Annotated in this window: 18 protein-coding genes and 10 tRNA genes; 26 read left to right on the forward strand and 2 right to left on the reverse strand. The window is 23.5% G+C overall.

The window, feature by feature from the left end:
* Positions 1-176 precede the first annotated feature (176 nt).
* From ACXX86_RS02745 to ACXX86_RS02780, 8 genes are all read left to right on the forward strand, one after another.
* Positions 177-253: transfer RNA gene (locus ACXX86_RS02745), tRNA-Pro, on the forward strand.
* Between the two features lies 1 nt (position 254).
* A tRNA-Ala gene (locus ACXX86_RS02750) sits at positions 255-331 on the forward strand.
* A gap of 1 nt (position 332) precedes the next feature.
* A tRNA-Met gene (locus ACXX86_RS02755) sits at positions 333-409 on the forward strand.
* A gap of 25 nt (positions 410-434) precedes the next feature.
* Positions 435-511 (forward strand) — tRNA-Ile (locus tag ACXX86_RS02760).
* Position 512: 1 nt separating this feature from the next.
* Positions 513-603 (forward strand) — tRNA-Ser (locus ACXX86_RS02765).
* 65 nt (positions 604-668) lie between these two features.
* Positions 669-744: transfer RNA gene (locus tag ACXX86_RS02770), tRNA-Met, on the forward strand.
* Between the two features lie 2 nt (positions 745-746).
* Positions 747-823, forward strand: a tRNA-Asp gene (locus ACXX86_RS02775).
* Position 824: 1 nt separating this feature from the next.
* Positions 825-900 (forward strand) — tRNA-Phe (locus ACXX86_RS02780).
* Positions 901-1,092: 192 nt separating this feature from the next.
* Here the strand turns inward: ACXX86_RS02780 and ACXX86_RS02785 are convergent.
* Complete coding sequence (locus ACXX86_RS02785) at positions 1,093-2,091, reverse strand: hypothetical protein (RefSeq protein WP_458559607.1); 999 nt, start codon at positions 2,089-2,091, stop codon at positions 1,093-1,095.
* 71 nt (positions 2,092-2,162) lie between these two features.
* Between ACXX86_RS02785 and ACXX86_RS02790 the strand changes: the two genes are divergently transcribed.
* From ACXX86_RS02790 to ACXX86_RS02850, 13 genes are all read left to right on the forward strand, one after another.
* Positions 2,163-2,954, forward strand: coding sequence for an HAD-IIB family hydrolase (locus ACXX86_RS02790; RefSeq protein ID WP_436358487.1), 792 nt, complete (start codon positions 2,163-2,165; stop codon positions 2,952-2,954).
* Positions 2,955-3,405: 451 nt separating this feature from the next.
* Positions 3,406-5,790: a hypothetical protein gene (locus tag ACXX86_RS02795; RefSeq protein ID WP_458560322.1), complete on the forward strand. Its 2,385-nt coding sequence runs from the start codon at positions 3,406-3,408 to the stop codon at positions 5,788-5,790.
* Positions 5,790-6,887, forward strand: coding sequence for a hypothetical protein (locus tag ACXX86_RS02800; RefSeq protein WP_458559613.1), 1,098 nt, complete (start codon positions 5,790-5,792; stop codon positions 6,885-6,887). The genes ACXX86_RS02795 and ACXX86_RS02800 overlap by 1 nt, the downstream gene beginning before the upstream one ends.
* 92 nt (positions 6,888-6,979) lie before the next feature.
* Positions 6,980-7,054, forward strand: a tRNA-Cys gene (locus ACXX86_RS02805).
* Positions 7,055-7,058: 4 nt separating this feature from the next.
* Positions 7,059-7,135: transfer RNA gene (locus ACXX86_RS02810), tRNA-Arg, on the forward strand.
* 76 nt (positions 7,136-7,211) lie between these two features.
* Positions 7,212-10,145, forward strand: a complete 2,934-nt coding sequence (gene dnaE, locus ACXX86_RS02815; protein WP_458561095.1) for a DNA polymerase III subunit alpha — start codon at positions 7,212-7,214, stop codon at positions 10,143-10,145.
* Positions 10,138-11,001: a 5'-3' exonuclease gene (locus ACXX86_RS02820; protein WP_436358485.1), complete on the forward strand. Its 864-nt coding sequence runs from the start codon at positions 10,138-10,140 to the stop codon at positions 10,999-11,001. Before dnaE ends, ACXX86_RS02820 begins: the two co-directional genes overlap by 8 nt.
* Before the next feature lies 1 nt (position 11,002).
* A complete protein-coding gene (gene coaE, locus ACXX86_RS02825; RefSeq protein ID WP_436358484.1) occupies positions 11,003-11,551 on the forward strand; it encodes a dephospho-CoA kinase in 549 nt (182 codons plus the stop codon).
* 46 nt (positions 11,552-11,597) lie between these two features.
* Complete coding sequence (locus ACXX86_RS02830) at positions 11,598-12,518, forward strand: DnaD domain protein (RefSeq protein WP_436358483.1); 921 nt, start codon at positions 11,598-11,600, stop codon at positions 12,516-12,518.
* Between the two features lie 18 nt (positions 12,519-12,536).
* On the forward strand, positions 12,537-13,424 hold the full coding sequence (locus ACXX86_RS02835; RefSeq protein ID WP_436358482.1) for a DnaA ATPase domain-containing protein: 888 nt from the start codon (positions 12,537-12,539) through the stop codon (positions 13,422-13,424).
* 39 nt (positions 13,425-13,463) lie between these two features.
* Positions 13,464-14,570, forward strand: coding sequence for a (d)CMP kinase (gene cmk / locus ACXX86_RS02840; RefSeq protein WP_458559601.1), 1,107 nt, complete (start codon positions 13,464-13,466; stop codon positions 14,568-14,570).
* Positions 14,563-15,870: a ribosome biogenesis GTPase Der gene (der, locus tag ACXX86_RS02845; protein WP_436358480.1), complete on the forward strand. Its 1,308-nt coding sequence runs from the start codon at positions 14,563-14,565 to the stop codon at positions 15,868-15,870. Before cmk ends, der begins: the two co-directional genes overlap by 8 nt.
* Positions 15,870-16,154 carry an HU family DNA-binding protein gene (locus ACXX86_RS02850; protein ID WP_436358479.1) on the forward strand — a complete coding sequence of 95 codons (285 nt, stop codon included), beginning with the start codon at positions 15,870-15,872 and terminating at the stop codon, positions 16,152-16,154. Before der ends, ACXX86_RS02850 begins: the two co-directional genes overlap by 1 nt.
* Here ACXX86_RS02850 and recU read toward each other — a convergent pair.
* Positions 16,147-16,635, reverse strand: a complete 489-nt coding sequence (gene recU, locus ACXX86_RS02855) for a Holliday junction resolvase RecU (RefSeq protein WP_436358478.1) — start codon at positions 16,633-16,635, stop codon at positions 16,147-16,149. The genes ACXX86_RS02850 and recU overlap by 8 nt on opposite strands.
* A gap of 102 nt (positions 16,636-16,737) precedes the next feature.
* Between recU and ACXX86_RS02860 the strand changes: the two genes are divergently transcribed.
* From ACXX86_RS02860 to ACXX86_RS02880, 5 genes are all read left to right on the forward strand, one after another.
* Positions 16,738-17,034, forward strand: a complete 297-nt coding sequence (locus tag ACXX86_RS02860) for a holo-ACP synthase (protein ID WP_436358477.1) — start codon at positions 16,738-16,740, stop codon at positions 17,032-17,034.
* 81 nt (positions 17,035-17,115) lie between these two features.
* On the forward strand, positions 17,116-17,820 hold the full coding sequence (locus ACXX86_RS02865; RefSeq protein WP_436358476.1) for a lysophospholipid acyltransferase family protein: 705 nt from the start codon (positions 17,116-17,118) through the stop codon (positions 17,818-17,820).
* Positions 17,820-18,650, forward strand: coding sequence for a segregation/condensation protein A (locus ACXX86_RS02870; RefSeq protein ID WP_458559603.1), 831 nt, complete (start codon positions 17,820-17,822; stop codon positions 18,648-18,650). The genes ACXX86_RS02865 and ACXX86_RS02870 overlap by 1 nt, the downstream gene beginning before the upstream one ends.
* Positions 18,640-19,236: an SMC-Scp complex subunit ScpB gene (gene scpB / locus ACXX86_RS02875; protein ID WP_436358474.1), complete on the forward strand. Its 597-nt coding sequence runs from the start codon at positions 18,640-18,642 to the stop codon at positions 19,234-19,236. Before ACXX86_RS02870 ends, scpB begins: the two co-directional genes overlap by 11 nt.
* Before the next feature lie 12 nt (positions 19,237-19,248).
* Positions 19,249-22,134 carry a lysylphosphatidylglycerol synthase domain-containing protein gene (locus tag ACXX86_RS02880; protein ID WP_458559604.1) on the forward strand — a complete coding sequence of 962 codons (2,886 nt, stop codon included), beginning with the start codon at positions 19,249-19,251 and terminating at the stop codon, positions 22,132-22,134.
* The last annotated feature ends 188 nt before the right edge of the window (positions 22,135-22,322 follow it).

Consider the following 22,322-nt stretch of genomic DNA (forward strand, 5'->3'; position numbering starts at 1 on the left):
TATAAAATACAAGTAGGTTATAAAAACACTGGTGCACTTTATATTTCATTTAAGGGAACACTAAAATAAGTGTTCTTTTCTTATTATTTTTTTAATAAATATGCCTTTAAAAATAAATTTAAAAAAAATTATTAAAAAATATTTTGATTTTTGTATTTTATGTTATAATTTTCAACGGAGAAGTAGCTCAGCTTGGCAGAGCGCTACGTTTGGGTCGTAGTGGTCGCAGGTTCAAATCCTGTCTTCTTCACCATGGGGGGGTAGCTCACTTGGCTAGAGCGCCTGCCTTGCACGCAGGAGGTAGAGGGTTCGACTCCCTTCCTCTCCACCATGGCTCTGTAGCTCAGTTGGTTAGAGCGTTCGGTTCATACCCGAAAGGTCAAGAGTTCGACTCTCTTCGGAGCCACCATATGGAAACCCAGCGGGTTTATTTTGGACCTATAGCTCAGTTGGTTAGAGCAACCGGCTCATAACCGGTCGGTCACTGGTTCGAGTCCAGTTGGGTCCACCATGGGCAATTACCCAAGAGGCTGAAGGGACTAGTCTTGAAAACTAGCAGGGGCTTCACCGCCCGCGGGGGTTCAAATCCCTCATTGCCCGCCATTTATTATTAAATAAGGTAATAACTTAAAAATAATTCCAATGTTGTCAATTTACAACATTTATATAGCGGAGTGGAGCAGTTGGTAGCTCGTCGGGCTCATAACCCGAAGGCCATAGGTTCGAGTCCTATCTCCGCAACCAACGGTTCAGTGGTAAAGTGGTTTAATACGTCTCCCTGTCACGGAGAAGATCGCGGGTTCGATCCCCGTCTGGACCGCCATGGCTCTGTAGCTCAGTAGGTAGAGCAACGGATTGAAGCTCCGTGTGTCACTGGTTCGATTCCTGTCGGAGCCACCATTTCAAAAAATGACCTCACCTTTTTAAGGTGATTTTTTTATTCTTTTTAAAAAGAATGATTAAATTAAAAAATGTAATTAAATCAGATAAATAAAAACCGTTTTGCCCCATAAAACAGGCATAAACGGTTTTTTAATTAACCAAACTGGGAAACTAATAAAAAAAATCAATCTTAATAGATTGAAATATTTCTTATTTTAAAAGTAATTTAATGAATGCATGATTTTCTACCACTTCTTCTACATGTGTTGCTTCGTGAGAGTGGAAAGAAAGCATCATTAAAGTTCCTATAATTCCAATAGCAAAGAATATTAATGATCAATATCATTCTTTTTTTGAACCATTTCTTAAGTGAATGAACTCTGGAACAAGTTCTATTACAACAACAAAAGTTAGGATAGAACCACCAGAAGCATTAATTATTGGTAGTAATCATCAAATTGTTTGCAAATGTCTATTTATAAATGCACCTATAGTCATAATAGGAATTAATAAAAGAGTAGTTAATAAGTTATAAATAACTGCTTTTTTAACTGTTTGACCATATTGTACTTGTCTATAATAAACAATCAAAATTTCAATTACAATGTGAATGTTAAATGTAACAATTAAACCTACATTAATATCTTCACCTACACTTATTCTTGAAACTGTAGCTCCTAAAATAAATCCATCAATTGTTCTATGTGATAAAAGCAATAATATAGCTAATCAAGCAGATTTAGGATTATCGATATCACTAAAGTTTATAATGTGGTCGCTATGACCATGTTCATTATGGTCTTTGTGAACATCAGAAACACCAAAAAAACGCACAAAAATATATCTAACAATAAAAATAGTACCAATTCCAATAATTGCTCCTGAACCAATTATTGCTAAAGTCAATAATTGTTCATTATAAACACTTTTACTTAGAAAATCTTTCAATTCATCTTGATGATGAATTTTGTGTTCGATGGTATCAAAACCTTCTCTTAAAAATCCTACTGTTCCTATAATAATTAGCATTCCTGCACTTAGGGCATATAAGTAAATATTTGAACTTCTTTTAATAGTTGGTTTTAATTTAGCAATTAGTAAAACCATTGTAATTGGTACTATTAATAATATTGATATATATATTAATAGATTAACAAAAATTGCTAAATCAATATTTCCATTAAAAGACTCAGCTTTATATGGGAACATATTTTCCTTTCTACATTAAAATTAATTATAAATTTTAGCATATTTTTTAATTAAACAAGTATAATTAACCTATGAAATTTCCAAAATTATTATTTTTAGATTTAGATGGAACACTTTTAGATAAAGGTATAGGTGTTTGAGCTAAAATGAGTGAAAAAAATAAAGATGCTGTTTTAGAATATTCAAAACAATATCCTGTTGTTATTTCAACAGGTAGAACCTTTAATCATGAAGTAGAAAAAATAGCTAAATCAGTTAATGCTAAATTTATAGTATGTCAAAACGGTTCCATTATACTTGACAAAAATTTTAAGGAAATTCAAAACTATAAAATTTCTCAAGAAGTAATTAAACAAATTTTGGATGAAGTAATTAATCAAAAACTTACTTTTGTTGCAAATCCTGGATCAATAGTTTATGGACGTGGTTTTTGAAACAAAATATATTCTTTATTTTCTCACTTTAGTCATAAAGACTATGAAGAGTTTGAAATCAAAGAATTAAATAAAATTCTTGTAATAGGACATTCAAAAAAGAAAATTAAAAATTTATTTAATGATTTAACAACTAAATTTCATAACCAAATAGACGCAAGAATTGTGGGTAAAAATTACGCAATTGAAATTACAAGACATGATTGTTCAAAAGGAGAAGCAGCAAAAACCATAGCAGAATTTTTAAATATTGATTTAAAAGAATCAATGCACATTGGCGATTCTATGAACGATTCTACAACAAAAAATATTGTAGGTACTTTAGTAGCAATGAAAAGTGGTTCTAAAAGGTTGCAAGAAATTGCGGATGTCGTAGGACCGAGAAAACAGAACGGCGGAGTATCAAAAATACTAAAATCATTTAAATAAAAAAATAAATATTAGTCAAAACATAATAAAAAAATACGGAATCCTAAAAAAAGAATATTCCGTATTTTTCTTAAATCAAAATCTAATTTATTAAAAAATTGAAAAATTTTGATTATTTTTTTGAATAATTATGAATTTTTTTAAATAAAATGATATAATTTAAATATATGAGTAAAGTGGTTATCAAAAATTTGATTAAAATTTACAATAAAAATAAAATGTTAAATAATATTCTATTTAAAATGAAATTTAAAAGTTTTTATTTAGTATCAAAAATAGCAGTTTTATCAGAAATACTATTTTAAAAGAAGACAAAATAATGGTAATTATGATAGTGAAATTTTATTAATAACAAGTTTTTAAAAATAAAACTAAAATGATATTTTGTAAAATTTCGAAATAATATTAACTACATTACAAATATATTTTATTGAGTAAAAAGGAGTAAATAATGAAAAAAATAATATTTAGTTTAACAGCAGCAACTTATGTTGCTTTACCAGTGATTTCTGTTTCTGCTTTTGGTGATTCAGAAACAGGACATTTATATGTAATAGAAATAAATGGTGTGCCTAAATCATTTAGAAATCATCAAGAAATTTTAAATGAATTGTTAAAAATAGGAAACAGAAGATTTACAAGTGCAATTGGTCTTAAAGATACAAATAATCAATATGGTCAAGTTTTTCTTGAACCAGAAAAACTTTATAAATATGATCGAGAAAAAATAAAACCTGCATACAGAGATATTTTTGGAAATTACGTTGATAATCAAAGACTTGCAATTGATTCATATATTTCTGAAAACAGAATAGTTAAAAAATACTTTGATAGTTTCAACAATCCTTTTGATACTCAAGAAGAAGCGCAGTTAAGCATAGTTGAAGCAATTAAAGAAAATTTAACTTACAATCCGTTTTATGAATTTAAAGTTAAAGAAGTAAATCAACCAGAATATGATTTAAAAATCAATCCATTTATACAGGATGATATAGATAAATTGAGAGATATTTTAGCAAAAGAAAATGTAATTATACGTCATAAAGATGATTTAGAAAATGTAAAAATTAATCAGGAAAAACAAGGAATTACACTAAATGGAAATGACTATATTTATCATAGAGACAATACTGATTTAGAAAATTATTTAGAAAATGTTATGAATAATTTTATTGATGATTTATTTGATATGAAAAACGAAAAAGTCTTTAAACTACAATTTAAATTAGTTGAAACAAAAGGTGATAAAAACAAAACAAATAGTGGTTTTGAAGTTTCAATTAATGATAATGAAAGCAATTGATCTATTATTCAAAATGATGAAAATGGTCTTACTTTAGAAAAAAATGTTAGTCAAAATTATATAGATAAATATAATGTAGAAAATGTTTTAGAAACAATGAAAAATTCTAATGATTATTTTACAACGGATTTAGAACAGAAATATAATTTTTTTGTAAATAAAGTTGGAGATGTTACACTTAGACTCAAAGATAAAAACTTTTTATCAATAAATAATATGAATATAAAAACAAAAACCAAATGAAAACTAGATGAACAAGCAATTGTAAGATATTTTGGTTTTTCTAAAGCACCAGTAAGTATTTTAGATTCTTATGATTCAGCACAAGCATGAAATAATTTTAATATAGAAGTTAACTTAAAATTAGATACAAATAAATTAAAAAGAGTTTTTGAAAATAGAATTAAAAATCTAAATGTAAAAATTTTAAAACAGCAAATGATTTCAACATTAGAGAAAATGTTGAAAAATAATTCTCAATTAAAAGAAAAATATAAAGAATTTAACAATGATTTAGTTTTAGATTTAAATATGAAAAAAATATTAATTAAAAGTATTGAAGAAAAACGTAATAATTTAACATCTAATTATGATTCTGTATTTTATAATATAAACAATTTAATTTCTAAAACTGGAGTGAAAAAAACTAAAGAAAAGATAAATAATTTTAATATTTTAATGAAAAGTAAAATAATTAATAGTATTAAAGACATAAATAATAAAAAATATAAAATATTTATGAAAAGCAAATTCTTTTCTTTAAATGATAAATTTGTTTATAAAAATCAAAATAATATATCATTATTTGAAAATATTGAAAAAAATGATTATACAATTATTAATCATCAAAAATTAATAAAAAATCCATTTAATAATCAAAAAATAAAATATATAAATAAAACTGATTCTACTATAAATGGATTAAATCAATTAAGAAACATTTGATTAGATTATTATGAAAATAACAAAACTAAAAAAGATGAAAAATTGCTTAATATTTTAAAAAATTTTAATCAATACTTTTGAAAAAACAAAGAATTTTTATTTTTAGAAAATACCAAAATAGGAATTTTAAAAAACTTTATTTCAATAGATGATGCAGAGAAAAAAATCTACAATTATAATTCAAGATATACCAATATTACAGAATTAGCTAATCAAACTGAAGAATCGAATTTAGAAGAATATCTTTTAAAAAGAATGAAACCAAAAGAAAGATATTATATCCCAGGATTAAAAAGCACCCTTATTTCTAGAGGGCAACCTTTTAGAGAAGAATTATTTGAATTTAATGATCCTAAAATTTTCCAATTGAACTACAGATTAATTCTTGGAAAATTAATTCTTCCTGTAGCAGAAAGAAGATTTTATGTAGAAGATAACAAATCTATTGAAATAAAATCTAACTATTATAATTTGTGAACCATAGATTTAAATAATCAAGAATTATTCTTTGATTCTCAAGAAGGAATGATGTCATATCTAAGAGATTACATAAAATATAGAGCTAAAAAAATAGAAGGGACTAAATAATGAAAAAGAAAATATTATTAACTAGTGCAGCAATCCTAGCTTTTGCTTCTGTAAATTTGGTAGTAAGTTGTAATCATGAAGAAAAATCAAAAGAACCAAATTTTCCAAAAACGCCAAGACAACAAAAATATGAAGAACTTTTTAATAAATATAAAGAAAAATACGTGGGAAGTGATAATTATGTATTTGATGATTTTGAAGAATTTGATTTCAATAATCAAGATTACTATGAAATAATCAATATTGATAAATTATTAGAATTTAAGCCTACTTATGAATATGTAAAATTAGAAAAATTTAATAACGAAAATATTTTTATATATTTTAAACAAGAAAAAACTGAATTTTTTTATAAGTGATTATTTGATTTTAGATTTAAATTTCAAGTTTATAAGGACGTTATTGACAAATTTGTGCCAAACAAAAAAATAAAATATAAGAATGGAAAAGATGTTTATTTAGTAAAAGAAAGCAAATATAAATTTAAATTTAATTTTTCTCAAAGCGATAAAGATTATAATGAAGTTTTTTCGATTGATAATTCTATTATGGAAGAATTATTATCAATTCCAAATGTAAATATTGAAGGAAGATTTGCTTTTAACAACGAACTTTATTTACCTAAAGAATATAAAAATAATTATTTTTCTAAAATAAATTTATTATCTAATTTTGGTTTTTCTGAATACGAAGATAATGAAAATTATAAATGATTTTCTATTCCAAAACCTAAAATAGAAAAATTCATACCGGGTATTTCACAAAAAGAAATTGATAAGTTTAATTCTTCATTGCCTATAATAAACGTATTTACAACAGAAAATTTAGGTTTTACATCTCGAAATTATTTAAATGACTGATATAACATTGAAAATGATTTAAATGCAAGAGAAAATGTTGAAACAATTGCAAATCAAGATTCAGAAAATTTTTATGATTATGATTTAACTTTTTCTAGAGAAAGAAAAATACAAGATTATGATGTAAAAACAGATGAAAAAAGAGAATATATTAAAAAAGATTCTATTCATTTTATACTTTCTAGACCGCTTAAGATTATATCTACTGAAGGAAAAAATGAAAAAAGAACAGGCTAATTCTTTTCAAAATGATTTTTTTTATTTTTAGAAAATACTAAAATCATTTAAATAGATAAATTTGTTGTATAATTAAATACGTAATTATACAAGGCACCATAGCCAAACGGCCAAGGCATGGGTCTGCAACACCCTGATTACCGGTTCGAATCCGGTTGGTGCCTCCAAATTGCGCCCGTAGCTCAACTGGACAGAGTGTTTGGTTACGGCCCAAAAGGTTAGGGGTTCGACTCCTCTCGGGCGCGCCAAATCACCTTATTGACCATAAAGGAAATTTTTAAAAAGTTTCCTTTTTTCTTATTTGTTTTTCTATATAATTAAATTATGGAAATGAAAATAAAATATAATTATAAATTACATAATATTACTGAATATTCTTTTTTGGAATCAACAATTACAATAGATAAACTTATTTATTTTGCTAAAGAAAATAATTTTTCTTATGCATCTATTTGTGATAGAAATAATATGTTTGGAGTAGCAAAATTAATTGATGAGTGTCAAAAAAATAATTTAAAACCCATAATTGGAATAGATTTAGATGTAGAAAAATATAGATTTTTAATTTTTGCTAAAAATTATAAAGGTTACTTAAAATTAAGTAAATTAAGTTCTGAATTTTTTGCAAAAAAAGAGATTTTTATTTCTGATTTAGATGATGAAAATTTGATAGTTATTGACCATTTTGATTATGGTTTTTATGCAACAAATAAAGAAGTTCCAAATATCGTTAACTTCTACAAAAATAGTAAGGAAATAAATGATGAAAAAACTGTTTTTATAAAGGAAAATCGCCTATTTTTAGAAAAAGATAGAGATGTTTTATCTACACTTTTTTCAATTAATAATAAAGAAATAAAAAATGATTTCTTTGCTTTGTGTGAGCAGGATGAAATAAATGAAAAAAACAATAAAAATATAGAAAAAATTATAGATGATATTAATATAATTTTTCCAACACAACTAAATCCTTTACCTAAATTTAAAAATGATAAAAATTTAGATTCTAAAGAATATTTAATGGATATTATTAAAGAAAAAGCTAATGCTAAAAGTGATGAATTAAAAAAATTTGCTGATAGTTTACCAAGAATAAAAAAAGAGTTAGAAATTATTAATGAACTCGGTTTTTCAGATTATTTTTTAATCATTTGAGATTTAATTAAGTGAGCAAAAGAAGAGAATATTTTTATTGGACCAGGAAGAGGTTCAGTATCAGGATCCCTTATTTCATATATTTTAGACATAACAGAAATAAATCCGCTGAAATATGACTTATATTTTGAAAGATTTTTAAATCCAAAAAGAGTAACAATGCCAGATATAGATATAGATATTCAAGATACAAGAAGAGAAGAATTAATTCATTATTTAATTAATAAATATGGCAAAAAAAATGTAGCACTAATTACAACTTTCCAAACTCTTGGAGCTAAAATGGCATTTAGAGATGTTGCGAGAGTTAAAAAAATTTCTGTTTCAGAAGTTAATGAAATTTCCAAATTAATTCCAAATGATTTTTCATTAAAACAAGCATATGAAAAAATACCTAAATTCAAAGCAAAAATTAACTCAAATCCTTTATATTTAGAAGTTTTTGAAATAGCTAAAGAAATAGAAGGACTTCCACGACAACATGGAACACATGCTGCTGGAGTTGTTATTAGTGACAAAGAAATTGAAACAGTAGTTCCAACTTTATATACAGATAATAATTTTTTAGAAACTCAATTTCCTATGGAGTATCTTGAAAAATTTGGATTATTAAAAATTGATTTATTAGGTTTAAAAAACTTAAGCGTTATTCAAGATGTGATTGAACTTGTAAAGGCAAAAACAGGATTGCAAATCAAAATTGAAAATATTCCAACATATGACTTAAATACTAATTTATTACTTTCAAAAGCACAAACAAACGGTGTTTTTCAACTGGAATCACCAGGAATGAAAGAAACTTTGAAAAAAATTTCCGTCACTTCCATTGATGATGTTGCTGCTATAATCTCTCTTTTTAGACCAGGACCAATAAAAAATATTGATACTTATGCTAAAAGAAAAAAAGGTTTAGAAGAAATTCCAATTATCTCTAATGATTTTGACCAAATTTTAAAAAGCACATATGGAATTATCATATACCAAGAGCAAATTATGCAAATAGCTCAAACTGTTGCTAAAATGGATTTTGCTGATGCAGACATTTTAAGAAGAGCAATTTCTAAAAAAGATATTCATTATATGGAAGAGTTAAAAGAAAAATTTTATTCTGGAGCACTTTCAAATAATTATTCCTTAGAAACTGTTGAAAAAGTTTTTTCTCAAATAGAAAAATTTGCAGAATATGGGTTTAACAAAGCTCATGCAGTAGCTTATGCTGTTTTAGCATATAAAATGGCATATTTAAAAAGTAAATATACTCAATATTTTTATGCTGCTTTAATTAATAATGCAAGTGGTTCTCATGAAACAATTAAAAAATATGTTTTAGAAGCTCAAAATTTAAAATTTGAAATCGAATCTCCAGAAATAAATAGTTCTTTAAATAGTTGTGTTATAGTTGAAAATAAATTAATTTTACCTTTTATTATGATTAAAGGTCTTGGTATTATTGCAACACAAAAAATTATTGAAATAAGATCTAAAGGTCAATTCACTTCATTTTTTGATTTTTGTTTAAAAATGAAAATGAATAAAATTACTGATTCAATTATCAAAACTTTAATTTTTTCAAATACTTTAAGAGAATTTGGAAATATCTTTGAACTTGAAGAAAAATATAACCAAATTTCTTTATATATAGATATAATCGTAGAAAAACAAGGTGATGATTTTTCTTTAAATGAAGAAATTTATGAAAAAACAAAAAATGAATTTTTACAAAATGATATAAAAATAGAACTAGATAATGCTAAAATAGAATTAATTCAAAATAAAGAGTTGTCTTATCTTGGAATGACTTTTACAAAGGAAAAAGCAAGTAAATTTGAAGGAAAAATCAAACTTGCAGATATCCACAAAGGAACTAAGCACATTTTAGTTTTAAAAGTAGTTTCCAAATCTTCTTTCCATGATAAAAACAATAATGAAATGGGTAAAATTACTCTTAAAGATAGTTCAAAAATAATTGAAATATTAATTTTTTGAAGAGAATGAGAAAAAATTAAAGAACTAAAAATTAATCATTATTATGAATTTGAAATACTAAAAAAAGAAAATCATGATTTTAAAATTTCATCTATTATAAAGGAGTTATATGAATAAAAAAATATTATTAGTGGATGCCAATTTACTACTTTTTAAGTCATTTTATGGAACAATTTACAACAATTTAAATAATAAAGATGGTGTTCCAACATCAGCAATCAACGCTTTCTTTTACACTTTATTAAATGTAATTGATTACATTGATCCAGATTGTTTATATCTAGCTTTTGATTCTGCTCAAAAAACAAAAAGACACGAAATGCTTGCTGATTATAAAGATGGCAGAAAACAAGCACCAGAAGAACTTTGAATTCAATTTGATTGAATTAAAAAAATATTAACTGAAATGAATATAGTTTTTGAAAACATTCCAACTTTTGAAGCAGATGATTTAATTGCTACCTTAGCAAAAAGATTTTCAGAAAATGAAAATGAAATTATAGTATTTTCAGAAGATAAAGATTTATTGCAATTGGTAGATGACCATGTATCAGTATTAAACAAAAGAAGAGAAGAATATACACTAAAAACAAGAAAAAACTTTTATATTTATGAAGAAATGGATCCAAGACAAGTTATTGATTTTAAAGCACTTGCTGGCGATCAATCTGATAATATCAAAGGTGTTGAAGGTATAGGAGAAAAAACTGCTAAAAAACTATTAAATAAATTTAGTAATATTGACAATATTTATAGAAGAATTGAAGAAGTTTCAGATTCTTTAAAAGAAAAATTACTTGCAGATAAAGAAAATGTTTATTTATATAGAGAAATTGTAAAATTAAACGACCAAGCAACAACTAAACACACAATAGAAAGTACAACTTTTAAATTTAGAAGAACAAAAGAATTAGCAAATATTTTAGAATATTTAGAATTAAAAAATTTAGAAAAGAAAATAGACAATTTTTAAGATGATAGCAGTTATTGGAAAATATGGTTCTGGAAAAACAACCTTTTTAAAAAAAATAGAAAAATACGGTTATAAAGTTTTATACACCGATGATTTTTATAAAGAATGCTATGCAAAAAACGGAGTTTGCGTTTCTATAATTAAAGAAAAATTAGGAATAAATTTTATTAAAAATGATGAAGTAAATAAAGAAGAAATTAGAAACTTTATTCTTAATGACAAAGGCAATATAAATAAATTAGAACAATTAGTTTATCCGGTGCTTGAAGAACATTTAAGCAAGTATAAATATGATTTTGTTGAAATACCAAATTTATTTACGAAAAACGCAAATTTTCTTCGTTTTTTTTCACAAATTTTAAATATTCAAACAACCGAAGAAAAAAGGCAAAAAAATATTGAAAAAAAAGGTGTGAATAAAAAAATTTCTGAATTAAATAATTTCCTAAATAATGGAAAAATAGGCAAAAAAGTTGTTAATATTTCGTGAGAAGATATAGAAAAAGAAAACTTTTTTGAAGATTTTTTTACAACTTTAAAAATACTATAATAAAATAATTTCACTTAAATAAAAAAACAAAATTTTAGGGAGTAAAATGAAAAGCAAATATAAATTAGAATTAGAAAAAAGAATAACAGATTATGATATGGAAATCATAGAGAATTTTTACTTACCTATTATTGGGGCAAAAGCTGTATTTTTGTTTAGTTTTTTACATAATAAAGTTAAAGCAAACTTATCTTTAAGTTCTCTATTTTTTGAAATTGAAGAATTTATTATTGAATTAAATATGAAAGAAGATAAATTCAAAAAAAGCAAACAATTTTTAGAAGCTGTTGGTTTAATTAGAACCTACTATTCAGAAGACTTAGATGAATACATTTTTTTACTAAAAAAACCTTTAGAAGTTGAGACTATTTTAAAAAATAAATTATTTTTAAATGAAATAGAGAAAAAAATAGGACAAAAAAAATTAGAAAAATTAATAAATAAATTTGAAGTTAAATTAACTAATACAGATGATTATGAAGATATTAGTACAAGCTTTTTAGAAGTTTTCAAAATCGATGAACAAAAAATATCTAATACAGTAGAAATTGAATTAACTAAGGTTAATGACAATTCAACTGCTAAAGAAACTTTTAATACTGAAAGATATTTAAATTTTTTAACTAAAAAATCTGTAAAACCTTCTTTAGTAAAAGAAATTGATAAATTTTTAGTTCATATGAGTCAAGAATCTATTAATGAAGTGTTAAGTTTTTGTTATGAAGTTAATGGTAAAATAAATAGAAAGTATTTTATTACCATAATATCTGATTTACTAAAAAAAGAAATAACTGAAGCAAAGGATATTAAAAATGAGTTAGAAGATGCCCTTTCTTTTAAAAAGAGTTCCCAAACTAATATTTTAGATTTAGATGAAGAAGAAACTAATGGTTCTAATAATTCATTTAAAAATAAAGAAAAAGAAGTTTCAGAAAATGAATTAGAAAAAATATTAGATTTTTTATAGAAAAGAGAATGGTATAAAATGAAATTAAATTTAGATATCTTTTCTAGTGAACAAGAAAAAGAAATAATTGATAAAAAGAAACAACTAATAATTCAAGAAATAAAAAGAAATAGTAAAACATCTGAAATAATTGAACAATATTCAATTTTGGATCAAGAAATTGAAAAAAATTTAGATTTATTTATTCAAGTTTTAGAAAAAAATGAAAATTTTGAAGTTTCAATCGTAAGAACTGAAACAGGAACTTTGAAAAAAGTATTTATTTTATCTGAGAAAAGAAAAAAAGAGAAATATAAACAAAATTTTTGATTAACAGAAATTTTTAGTTTTGATGTTGATTTAGACTTAAAAACTCTTTTAAAACAAAATCAACAAAAAGATACAAAAATTAACTCAAGATTTTTAAAAGTCATAGAAAAATATAAAAATTTAGAGCATGGCTTTTATTTTTATGGCGATATGGGAGTGGGAAAAACAAAATTTTTACAAGCTACATCAGTGCATTTTGCTAAAAAAAATAATTCTATAATTTTTTTAAATATTCCTATTTTTCAAACTTATTTAAATAATAAAATAACTTCCAAAACATTAAATTTAAATGAAATTTTAGAAAAATTGAAAAAAGTAGATAAATTATTTTTAGATGATTTTGGTTTAGAAAAAAAATCAATGTGATTCAGAGATTCAGTTTTATACGAAATTTTAAATTATCGTTTAGAAAATTCAAAAATAACTTTTTTTAGTTCTAATTATTCTTTATTGGAACTCAAAAAAATTTATTTAGATTCTTTTGTGGACAACAACAAAAAAGAAGATGAAGAATTTAAAGTTACAAGATTTATAGAAAGAATTAAAGGACTTACTGAAGAGTATAAAATTTTTGGAAAAAATTTAAGAAATAAATAAAAAAATATTCTTATTTTCATTTATAATTTAATTAAAATTATGAATGAAAATAAAGAAAATAGAAGACAAAAATGAAAAAAATATAGAGATTCTATTAATGGATACTCTTTTTTTTATTTTGCTCTTTTAGAAAAAGATGTAAAACTTAAGAAAAATTATTATAAAATTAAAAAAATAGTAGAAAATTTTAATAAAAAAAGCACATTAAAAATAGATGATTTTTTAATTTTAGAAAATTTAGATAGAGAAAAAAAAGCAAATAGTAATTTAGAAGATGACAAAAATATAAGTTTAAATTTTAATTTTTTAAATAATAAAATAAATGAGTTAAATGCTTTTTTAAATGAAAAAAAGGAAAGAATTACATTTGTAGAAAACATAAATATAGATTCACATATTTTTGATGAAGAGATTCAACATGTTGAGTCAATTAATATCGAAAATGAAAGGATAGAAATGAAAAAAATAAATATAGCTATCGATGGACCTTCAGGAGTTGGTAAATCCAGTGTTTCTGAACTCCTTGCTAAAAAATATGACTTAAAATTTATTAATTCTGGATCATTTTATAGAGCAATTTCTTTGTATTTTTTAAATAAATTAGGAGAAAATAATTTTTCTCAAATATCAAATGAAAAATTTGTATTAGAAAATTGAAATATAGACAAATTGCATTTAGATCAGAAAGGTAATTTATATTTAGAAAATAAGCTAATTAATTCTAATGATTTAAGACAAGATGTTATTTCATGAGGAGCAAGTAATATTGCCAGATATAAAGAAATAAGAAAGCAAATAGTAAAATTTTTACAAGATTATTCAAGTAAGGAAAAAGGGGTAATAATGGATGGAAGAGATACAACATTTGTTATTTTACCTAATGCTGAGTTAAAAATATTTTTATGAGCTTCTGCAGAAGTTCGAGCATTAAGAAGAATGAAACAAAATAAAGAAATGGGATTTGAAACAGATTTTGAAAAACTCAAAAAAGAGATTGAAGATCGTGATTTTCAAGATATGAATAGAGAAAATGATCCTTTACACAAAACAGAAGATGCTATTTTAATTGATTCTTCTAAATTGACTCTTGAAGAAGTAGTGGAAGAAATTTCAAAATTAGTTGAGCAAAGGATGAAAAATGAGTAAGAACATAGTTGCAATTGTAGGAAAACCTAATGTTGGTAAATCAACTTTTTTTAACAAATTAATAGGAAAACGTGTATCAATAGTTCATGATCAACCTGGTGTAACTAGAGATAGACTTTATGAAGAAGTTGAATGAACAGGAAAGAAATTTAAAATAATAGACACAGGTGGAATAGAAGTTGAAGAAAGAATTTTTCAAGAGCAAATAAGAATTCAAGCACAAATAGCTATTGAAGAAGCTGATTTAATTATTTTGATGCTTGATGGAAGAAATGAAGTAGATAAAGACGATTTTTTCGTAGTAAATTTACTTAGAAAAAGTGGAAAAAAAATCCTTGTTGCATGTAATAAATTAGAAGGAAACAAAGAATTTGATTATTCAATTTATAAACTTGGTTTTGAAAAATATTTTCCACTTTCAGCTATGCATAGTGAAGGTATAGGAGATTTATTAGATGAAGTAGTTGCTCATTTAAATTTCGAAAATACAGAAAAATCGGATAAATTTAAACTTTCAATAATAGGTAAACCAAATGCTGGTAAATCATCATTGCTAAATTCTCTTCTTAATGAAAATAGATCTATTGTTTCTCCGATAGCTGGTACTACAAGGGATTCTATATCTTCTTTTTTAACTATTGATAATCAAGAATTTGAAATTATTGATACAGCTGGAATAACAAGAAAATCTAAATTAGTTGAATCGGTTGATCATTACGCCTTAATGAGAGCTATGAATTCCTTATCAGAAAGCAATTTATCTTTAATTATAATTGATGCAACACAAGAATTAAGTCATTTTGATTCAAGACTTGCTGGTTATGCATTTGAAGAAAATAAACCAATAATTATTGTTGTAAATAAATGGGATTTGGTTGAAAAAGAAACAAATACTATGGTAAATTTTGAAAAAAAACTTAGAAAAAATTATAAATTTTTAGATTGAGCTTCTGTTGTATTTATTTCTGCTTTATACAAGAATAGATTAGAAAAATTAAAAGAAGAAATTCTTCATGTAAAAGAAAATTTACAAAGAAAAATTCAAGCAAGTCTTTTAAATGAAGTGTTAATGGAAATTCAAATAAGTCAACCTGCTCCATCATTAAAAGGAAAAAGACTGGAAATTTCCTTTATAAAACAAGTAGAAGGACCTATTCCAACTTTTTTACTTTTTGTTAATAACAAAGATTATGCACATTTTACTTATTTAAGATATATTGAGAATCAACTTAGACAGTATTTTAATTTTAAAGGAACACCAATTAAATTAATTTTAAAAAACAAAGGTGAGAATAAATAATGAAAAGAAAAGAAATTTTAGTTGAACTTTCACAAAGAACTAAATTAAACATAAGACATTGTGATTTATTTTTAGACTCTTTTATTAATTTAGTTATGGATAAATTAAATGAAGAAGAAGAAATTTTGATTCCAAAATTTGGAACTTTTTGTATAACAACTCAAAAAGCAAGAGAAACAATTTATTGAAAAACCAAAGAAAAATATATTGTTGAACCTAAAAAAATTCCAAAGTTTAAACCAGCAAAACATTTTAAAGAATCTATATCAAATAATATTAAATAGATTCGATAAATGGTGCAAAATCAATAATTCCTGGATACATTAAATCTATTTCAATCCCTTCTTTTGATAAAAAATCAATATTTATTGATTGTTCACTATTTAGATCAATTTTATTTGCTGAAATAAGGAAAAATCTTTCTAAGTGTTTAAATAATATTATAAAGAAACTAATACCGCCATGTGCATTAATGTTTTTTAAATATTTTAATTGATGATCTTTTATGTTTTGTTTAGGTAAGTAATTTTCATTTGTGCTTTTAGCTTCAAAACAAATAAAAAAACCTTTATAAATACCATAATAATCAACAGTACTTTTTTTAGAAATAATTGCATTTTCTAACTCATTGTTATTTGATACTTTTTTAAAAGAAATATCTAAATTCTTTTTGTGAAAAATTGCAATATTATTTTCTAAATAAAATTTAATAGTATTATTAATTATTTTTTCTAAGATCATTCCTCTGTTTTTAGTGTTTTGCATACTTATTATTTCCTTTTTTTACTACTTTTGTAAGAAAAAATACAAAAATGAGAAAAATACAATATTTTTCCTATTTTTCGAAAAAAAAGTATAATTATAAATATGATTGGGGTAGATATAATTTCAATTTCCAGATTTAAAGGAAAAAAAGAAAATTTTATAAAAAGAATTTTGTCAGAAAATGAATGAAATTCTTTTATAAAAACAGAAAATAAAGAAAAATTTTTAGCTACAAGGTGAGCAATTAAAGAAGCAATTTTTAAAGCAGATAATAAATATTTTAATTTTAAGCAAATTGATATTTATAAAGAAAACAAAAAGTATAAATTTCAAAATTTTGAAATATCAACCTCAAATGATGAAGATACAGTTATTGCAGTAGCAATTAAAAAAGAATAAAGGAATATTATTATGAATATAAAATTTAAAAAAATTCTGTTTTCTCCTATTTGATTATATAGATTTAATAAAATTAGGAGAATGGCAAAAAAATATAAAAAAGGAAAAATTGAATTAAAACCACAATTTAGAAACGATTTAATTTTAAAATATGCAGAAAAAATTTTAAAATTATACAATGTTGAAATTGAAGTAAAGGGCAAAGAAAATTTAACTAATAAAAATTTTATTGCTGTTGCTAACCACTTGTCTAATGGAGATTCTTTTATTTTATTTAGTGCTTTGCAATCCGATATTGAGTTAAAAACAGATCCAAGAAGAATATTAACCTTTCTTGCTAAAAAAGAACTCACTAAAAATTGAGTTTCTAGAAGTATTTTAAATTTAATTGATACATTTTTTATTGACCGTTCTAAAATCAAAGAATCATTTAAAACTTTAGATGATTTCGGAAATTTTGTTAAAACCAATAAAACTATAGGAATAATTTTCCCAGAAGGAACCAGAAGCAAAGATGGTAAAATGCAAGATTTTAAAGCAGGAGCTTTTAAAATAGCTAAAAAAATGTTTTTACCAATTTTACCTATAACTATTAATTATAGTGGACTAATGTTTGATTCCAAAAGAAAAGGAAAATTAAAGGTAGAAGTTATATTTCATAATTTAATAAAACCACTAAGTTTTAGTTCTCAATCAAATGAAGCAATAGCTGCAAGAGTAAAAAACATAATAGAAAGTAAATATATTGTTAGCGATCCAGAAAAAAGAAGTAAAAAGGATAAATAATGGAAAAATTAGAGAATGAATTAAAAGACAAAATTAAAGAAAATATAGATAAAATAGAAGAAAATCTTGAAAAAGAAATCGAAGCAGAAAAAAATAATGATGCTGATATAAATATTGAAAATTTTAGTGGACCATTAGATTTATTATTATCTTTAGTAAAAGAGAAAAATTTAGATATTTTTGAAATAAACTTAGCAGAACTTGCTACTGACTATTTAAGAGTTATTGATAGAATTAAGGATACTCACTTTGAAATAGCGACTGATTATCTTGTTATGGCAGCAACTTTGATTCAAATAAAAGCAAAAATGCTTTTAGCAGAAAAAGATGAAGTTATAAAACAAGAAATTGAAGAAGATAAAGAAAAATTATTAAGATTACTTGCTGAATACCAACAATTTAAACCAATTTTTCAACTTTTAAGAGAGCAAGAAGAAAAAAGATCTCACATTTTTATTAAAAAAGCAAATGATTTGGAAGAATTTGTTAGACCTATTGACAGAACACAAGTGGATGGAAATTCTTCAAAAACAAAATTAACGCAAATTTTAACTTTAATGTTTGAAAGATTACATGCTGAAAAATTAAGACAAATTAAAATCGATAGTGTTAGTGTTACTCCTGGCGATCAAATGAAAATGATAAGAGAGTTATTTGCAAAACACGGAAAAGTTACTTTTGAAATGATCTTTTCAGTACCTTCCATAAAACACTTTGTAATTACTTTAATAGCATTATTAGATATGAGTAGAAAAGAAGAAATTATCTTAACACAAGAAGAACAATTTGCTACAATAATAATAGAAAAAGGACCAAACTATGAAAAATAAAATAATTGAAGCTTTAATTTATATGCAAGGAGAAGAAGGGATTTCTTCTGAACAATTACAACAAGTTCTAAAGTTAAACACAGTTAATGAAGCAAGAAGTTTGCTAAAAAGATTTGCAGATAACTTTAACAGACTTGAACGTGGAATCTTTGTAGTTGAATTTAATGATGTTTTTAAATTTGCTACAAGAGAAGAATTTAAAGAATATATTTCTGATTTAGTAACAATTACAAGAAGACACAAATTATCAAATGCAGCTATTGAAACTGCAGCAATTGTTGCTTACAAACAACCAGTAACTAGATCGATGATTAGTGACATTCGTGGAGTTGCTTCAGATGCAATTGTTGCTTCCTTATTAATGAAAGGAATAATAGAAGAGGTGGGTGTTTCACCAACTGTTGGACAACCAACTTTATATGGAATTACAAATAGATTTTACGATTATTTTAAATTAAAATCTCTTCAAGATTTACCAAAATTTCACGAGTTTGATCAATTTGTAGAACCATCTGGAGAATTCGATGAAATAGAGGAAGTTGAAGAAGAAGCTTTTGATTTATTCGGTTCACAAAGAGAAAAATAATTTTAGGATACAATGACGATAGATAATAATAACGAGCATTTAATTAATCATATAAACGAAGAAAATACAGAAAAAATGGATTCATTAGCAACTGATGGAGAATTTTTTGTTTCCGAAAATGAATTAAAAACTGCAAATATAATTTCATCCGAAATCGTAGCTAAATTAGGCAATTCTGAAGAAGAAATTAATGAAAATAGTGTTTTTCTAAAGGCTACTTTATTTAAAAATATGCTTCAAAAGTTATCAAATAAGAATCATAAAATTTTCATATATTTTGATCATGATGATATCAATTATGCTTTTGCAGAAATTTTTATTAAAATCTTATCAAGTGATCAAAATAATAAAATAACAGTTTTAAATGCAGAAAATAATTTAACTAAAGATTTTGCATTAAACGAAATTTTTAAGCAAAGTTATGATTACTCCATTTTATTTTTAAAAGAAAATGATTTTTATAAAATTGTTTTCAAAAAAAGAACTTGAGATAACTTAACAAAAAAAGAAGAACAATTTTTAAATAAACTAGAATTATTTAATACTTTAGCTTTTAATAAAGTTCAAAACAGAGAAGAAGGTATTGTTTTTTTAGATAAAAGAATTATCAAAAGTAACAAAACCGTTTTTTCTGATAATAAGTATTTAATTTCTATTGACAAAAAAGATGATTTATCTGTATTTTTACCATATAAAAATATTTCTATCAAACATTTTAATGGCTTTTTAAATGGTAAAGAAATTCCTTTAAAAAGAGAAATTAAACAAACATTATTAAAAGAAAAAAAAGAAAAAAAAGATATTCTATTTTTTAATAATATTCAAAAGCAAACAAAAAATATCTTTGTTAAAAATTTAAATAATAAATATATAGAATTAACACAAGATGATATTAACTTACTGACTGTTGAGTATATTAGTGATAAAAATAATGGTTTAAATAATGTTGAATTTCATATTTTAGATGATAAATTATCTATTTTTCAAAGACTTTTAAGAGATAAAGGAATTACTAATATTATACAAAGTCCAAAAGAAATTTCTTTAACTGATTTTGTGTTTAAAAACAAAAATAAGATTAAAAACTTAGTTTTTGTTTATGATGGAATTAAAATTTATAAAATCGATTTTAGCAACAAAAATGATTTAGTTGGATTTGAAAATGTAGCAGATATTTTATTTAATATAGAAGTTTTTGATTATTTTAAAAACAATAAAAAAGATATTTGCAATTCATTAACAAAGATAAAAAAAGAAATTGATGTTAATGTTTCAAGATTTAATCAAACTATAGCTATGAGTTTTAACTCCTTTTTAAAATTTGTTAAAAAAATCAAAAGAGAAAAAATGATTTCTAAATATAAAATTTTAGAGTTTGATCTTAAAAAGCAGGAAAATCTTTATTCAAAAAGAACAATTTCTATAAAACTAACTTTAGAAAATGGATTTATTATTAATTTCTATTTTGATAAAGTGCAAAATTTACTACAATTTTCTACTTTTTCAACCTTTATACACAAACAAGAAATCAATTCAATAATTAAAAAAGAAGATGAAATCAAAAAAGAAATTATAGATTTTTCTATTTCATTAAAAGAAACAAACATAAATAGTAAGATTAAAAACATTTTTAAGTTCGCTTCGTTTTTAGTAATAATCTTTGTGATCTTTGTAATTTTATTTTCAACCATTTATAGAACTAAAGAAAGTGATGCTGAGGGAGTTTTAGGAATATTTGTTATTTTTTACAACATATTTTTAAATAATTATTTAAATAGATTTTTTAGTATTGCAATTGGTTTATCCTTTTTATTTTATTATCTATTTAGCACGTTTATGCTCTATAGAATACTTAAAAAACAAGGAACTAAAGTTAAGTTCAAACATTTATATTTAGCAATTTTTATAGGAACTATTGTTCAAAATATTACTCCTTTTGCTTTTGGTGGTGATTTATCTTCATATTGATATTTACAGAAAAAAGGGTATAATAAATCACATTTAGCTTCTGCATTTGCTTTATCATCACTATTTCAACAAATATCTATTTTAATAACTTCTTTTATTTTTATTCCATTAGGTTTTTATTTATATAGAGATACTCTTTTAGTTGATATAGATGCTAAAAAAATAATAACTTTTATTTCTTTAATTTTAGGAATATTATTAAATATTGTTCTGTTTTTTATTATTCTACTAATTTCAGTTGTTAAACCAGTTCAACACTTTATTATAAGAGTTATCATTTTCTTTCATAAACTTCATCCTTTATATTATTTTAGTAATTTAGATAGAAAAAAAATAGTTTTAGAAAATAAATTCTCTGAATTTAAAAACAATATTAAAAATGTCTTTAAAGATATTAAATTATTTTTAGAGTGTATATTTTTATATAAAATTTTAAATTTCGTATTAAATGGCGCTATTTTTATTGCTTTAATAATTCAACCTAAAATACTTGAAGTATATAATACACCAGGTCAATTTATGTATTGATTCTTAAATTTTTTAGCAGGAAGTGCTCTTGTAAATACAGCAAATAACCTTTCTCCAACACCTGGTGGAATAGGGACATCTGATTGATTATTATTAGTAATTTTTAAAAATATTTTTGTTGACAAAAATGTTGTTGATTTAGAAAACAATCTTAAAATATTTAGTTTTTCACTTAAAATTTTCTACTGATTAGTACCTAATATTTTATCTGGATTAATGTTATTAACACTTTATTTAGGAGAAAAAAGAGTAGATAAATACAAAAACATTGAATCACTTATTAGTATTGATTCTAATTTATCTAAAAACTACAAAAAAACAAAAACAATTTATTTTAAAAATGCTTTAATTATTTGAATAGTTTTTTCAATATCCATTTTATCTATTATATTTTTTCATTAAATAAAGAGAAAATAATCAAAAATAATAAAAAAACCTCATTGTGGAGCAATGGGGTTTTCATTATCTAAATTTAGATAATTAAGTGTAATGAACTATTTATTTAAATATTCATTAATAAGATGTTAACTTTAATTTTATAAAGTGGGACAATTTATTGGGACACATTTTACCAGTGATATCACTGGTAA

It is taken from the genome of Mycoplasma sp. CB776, assembly GCF_054343395.1.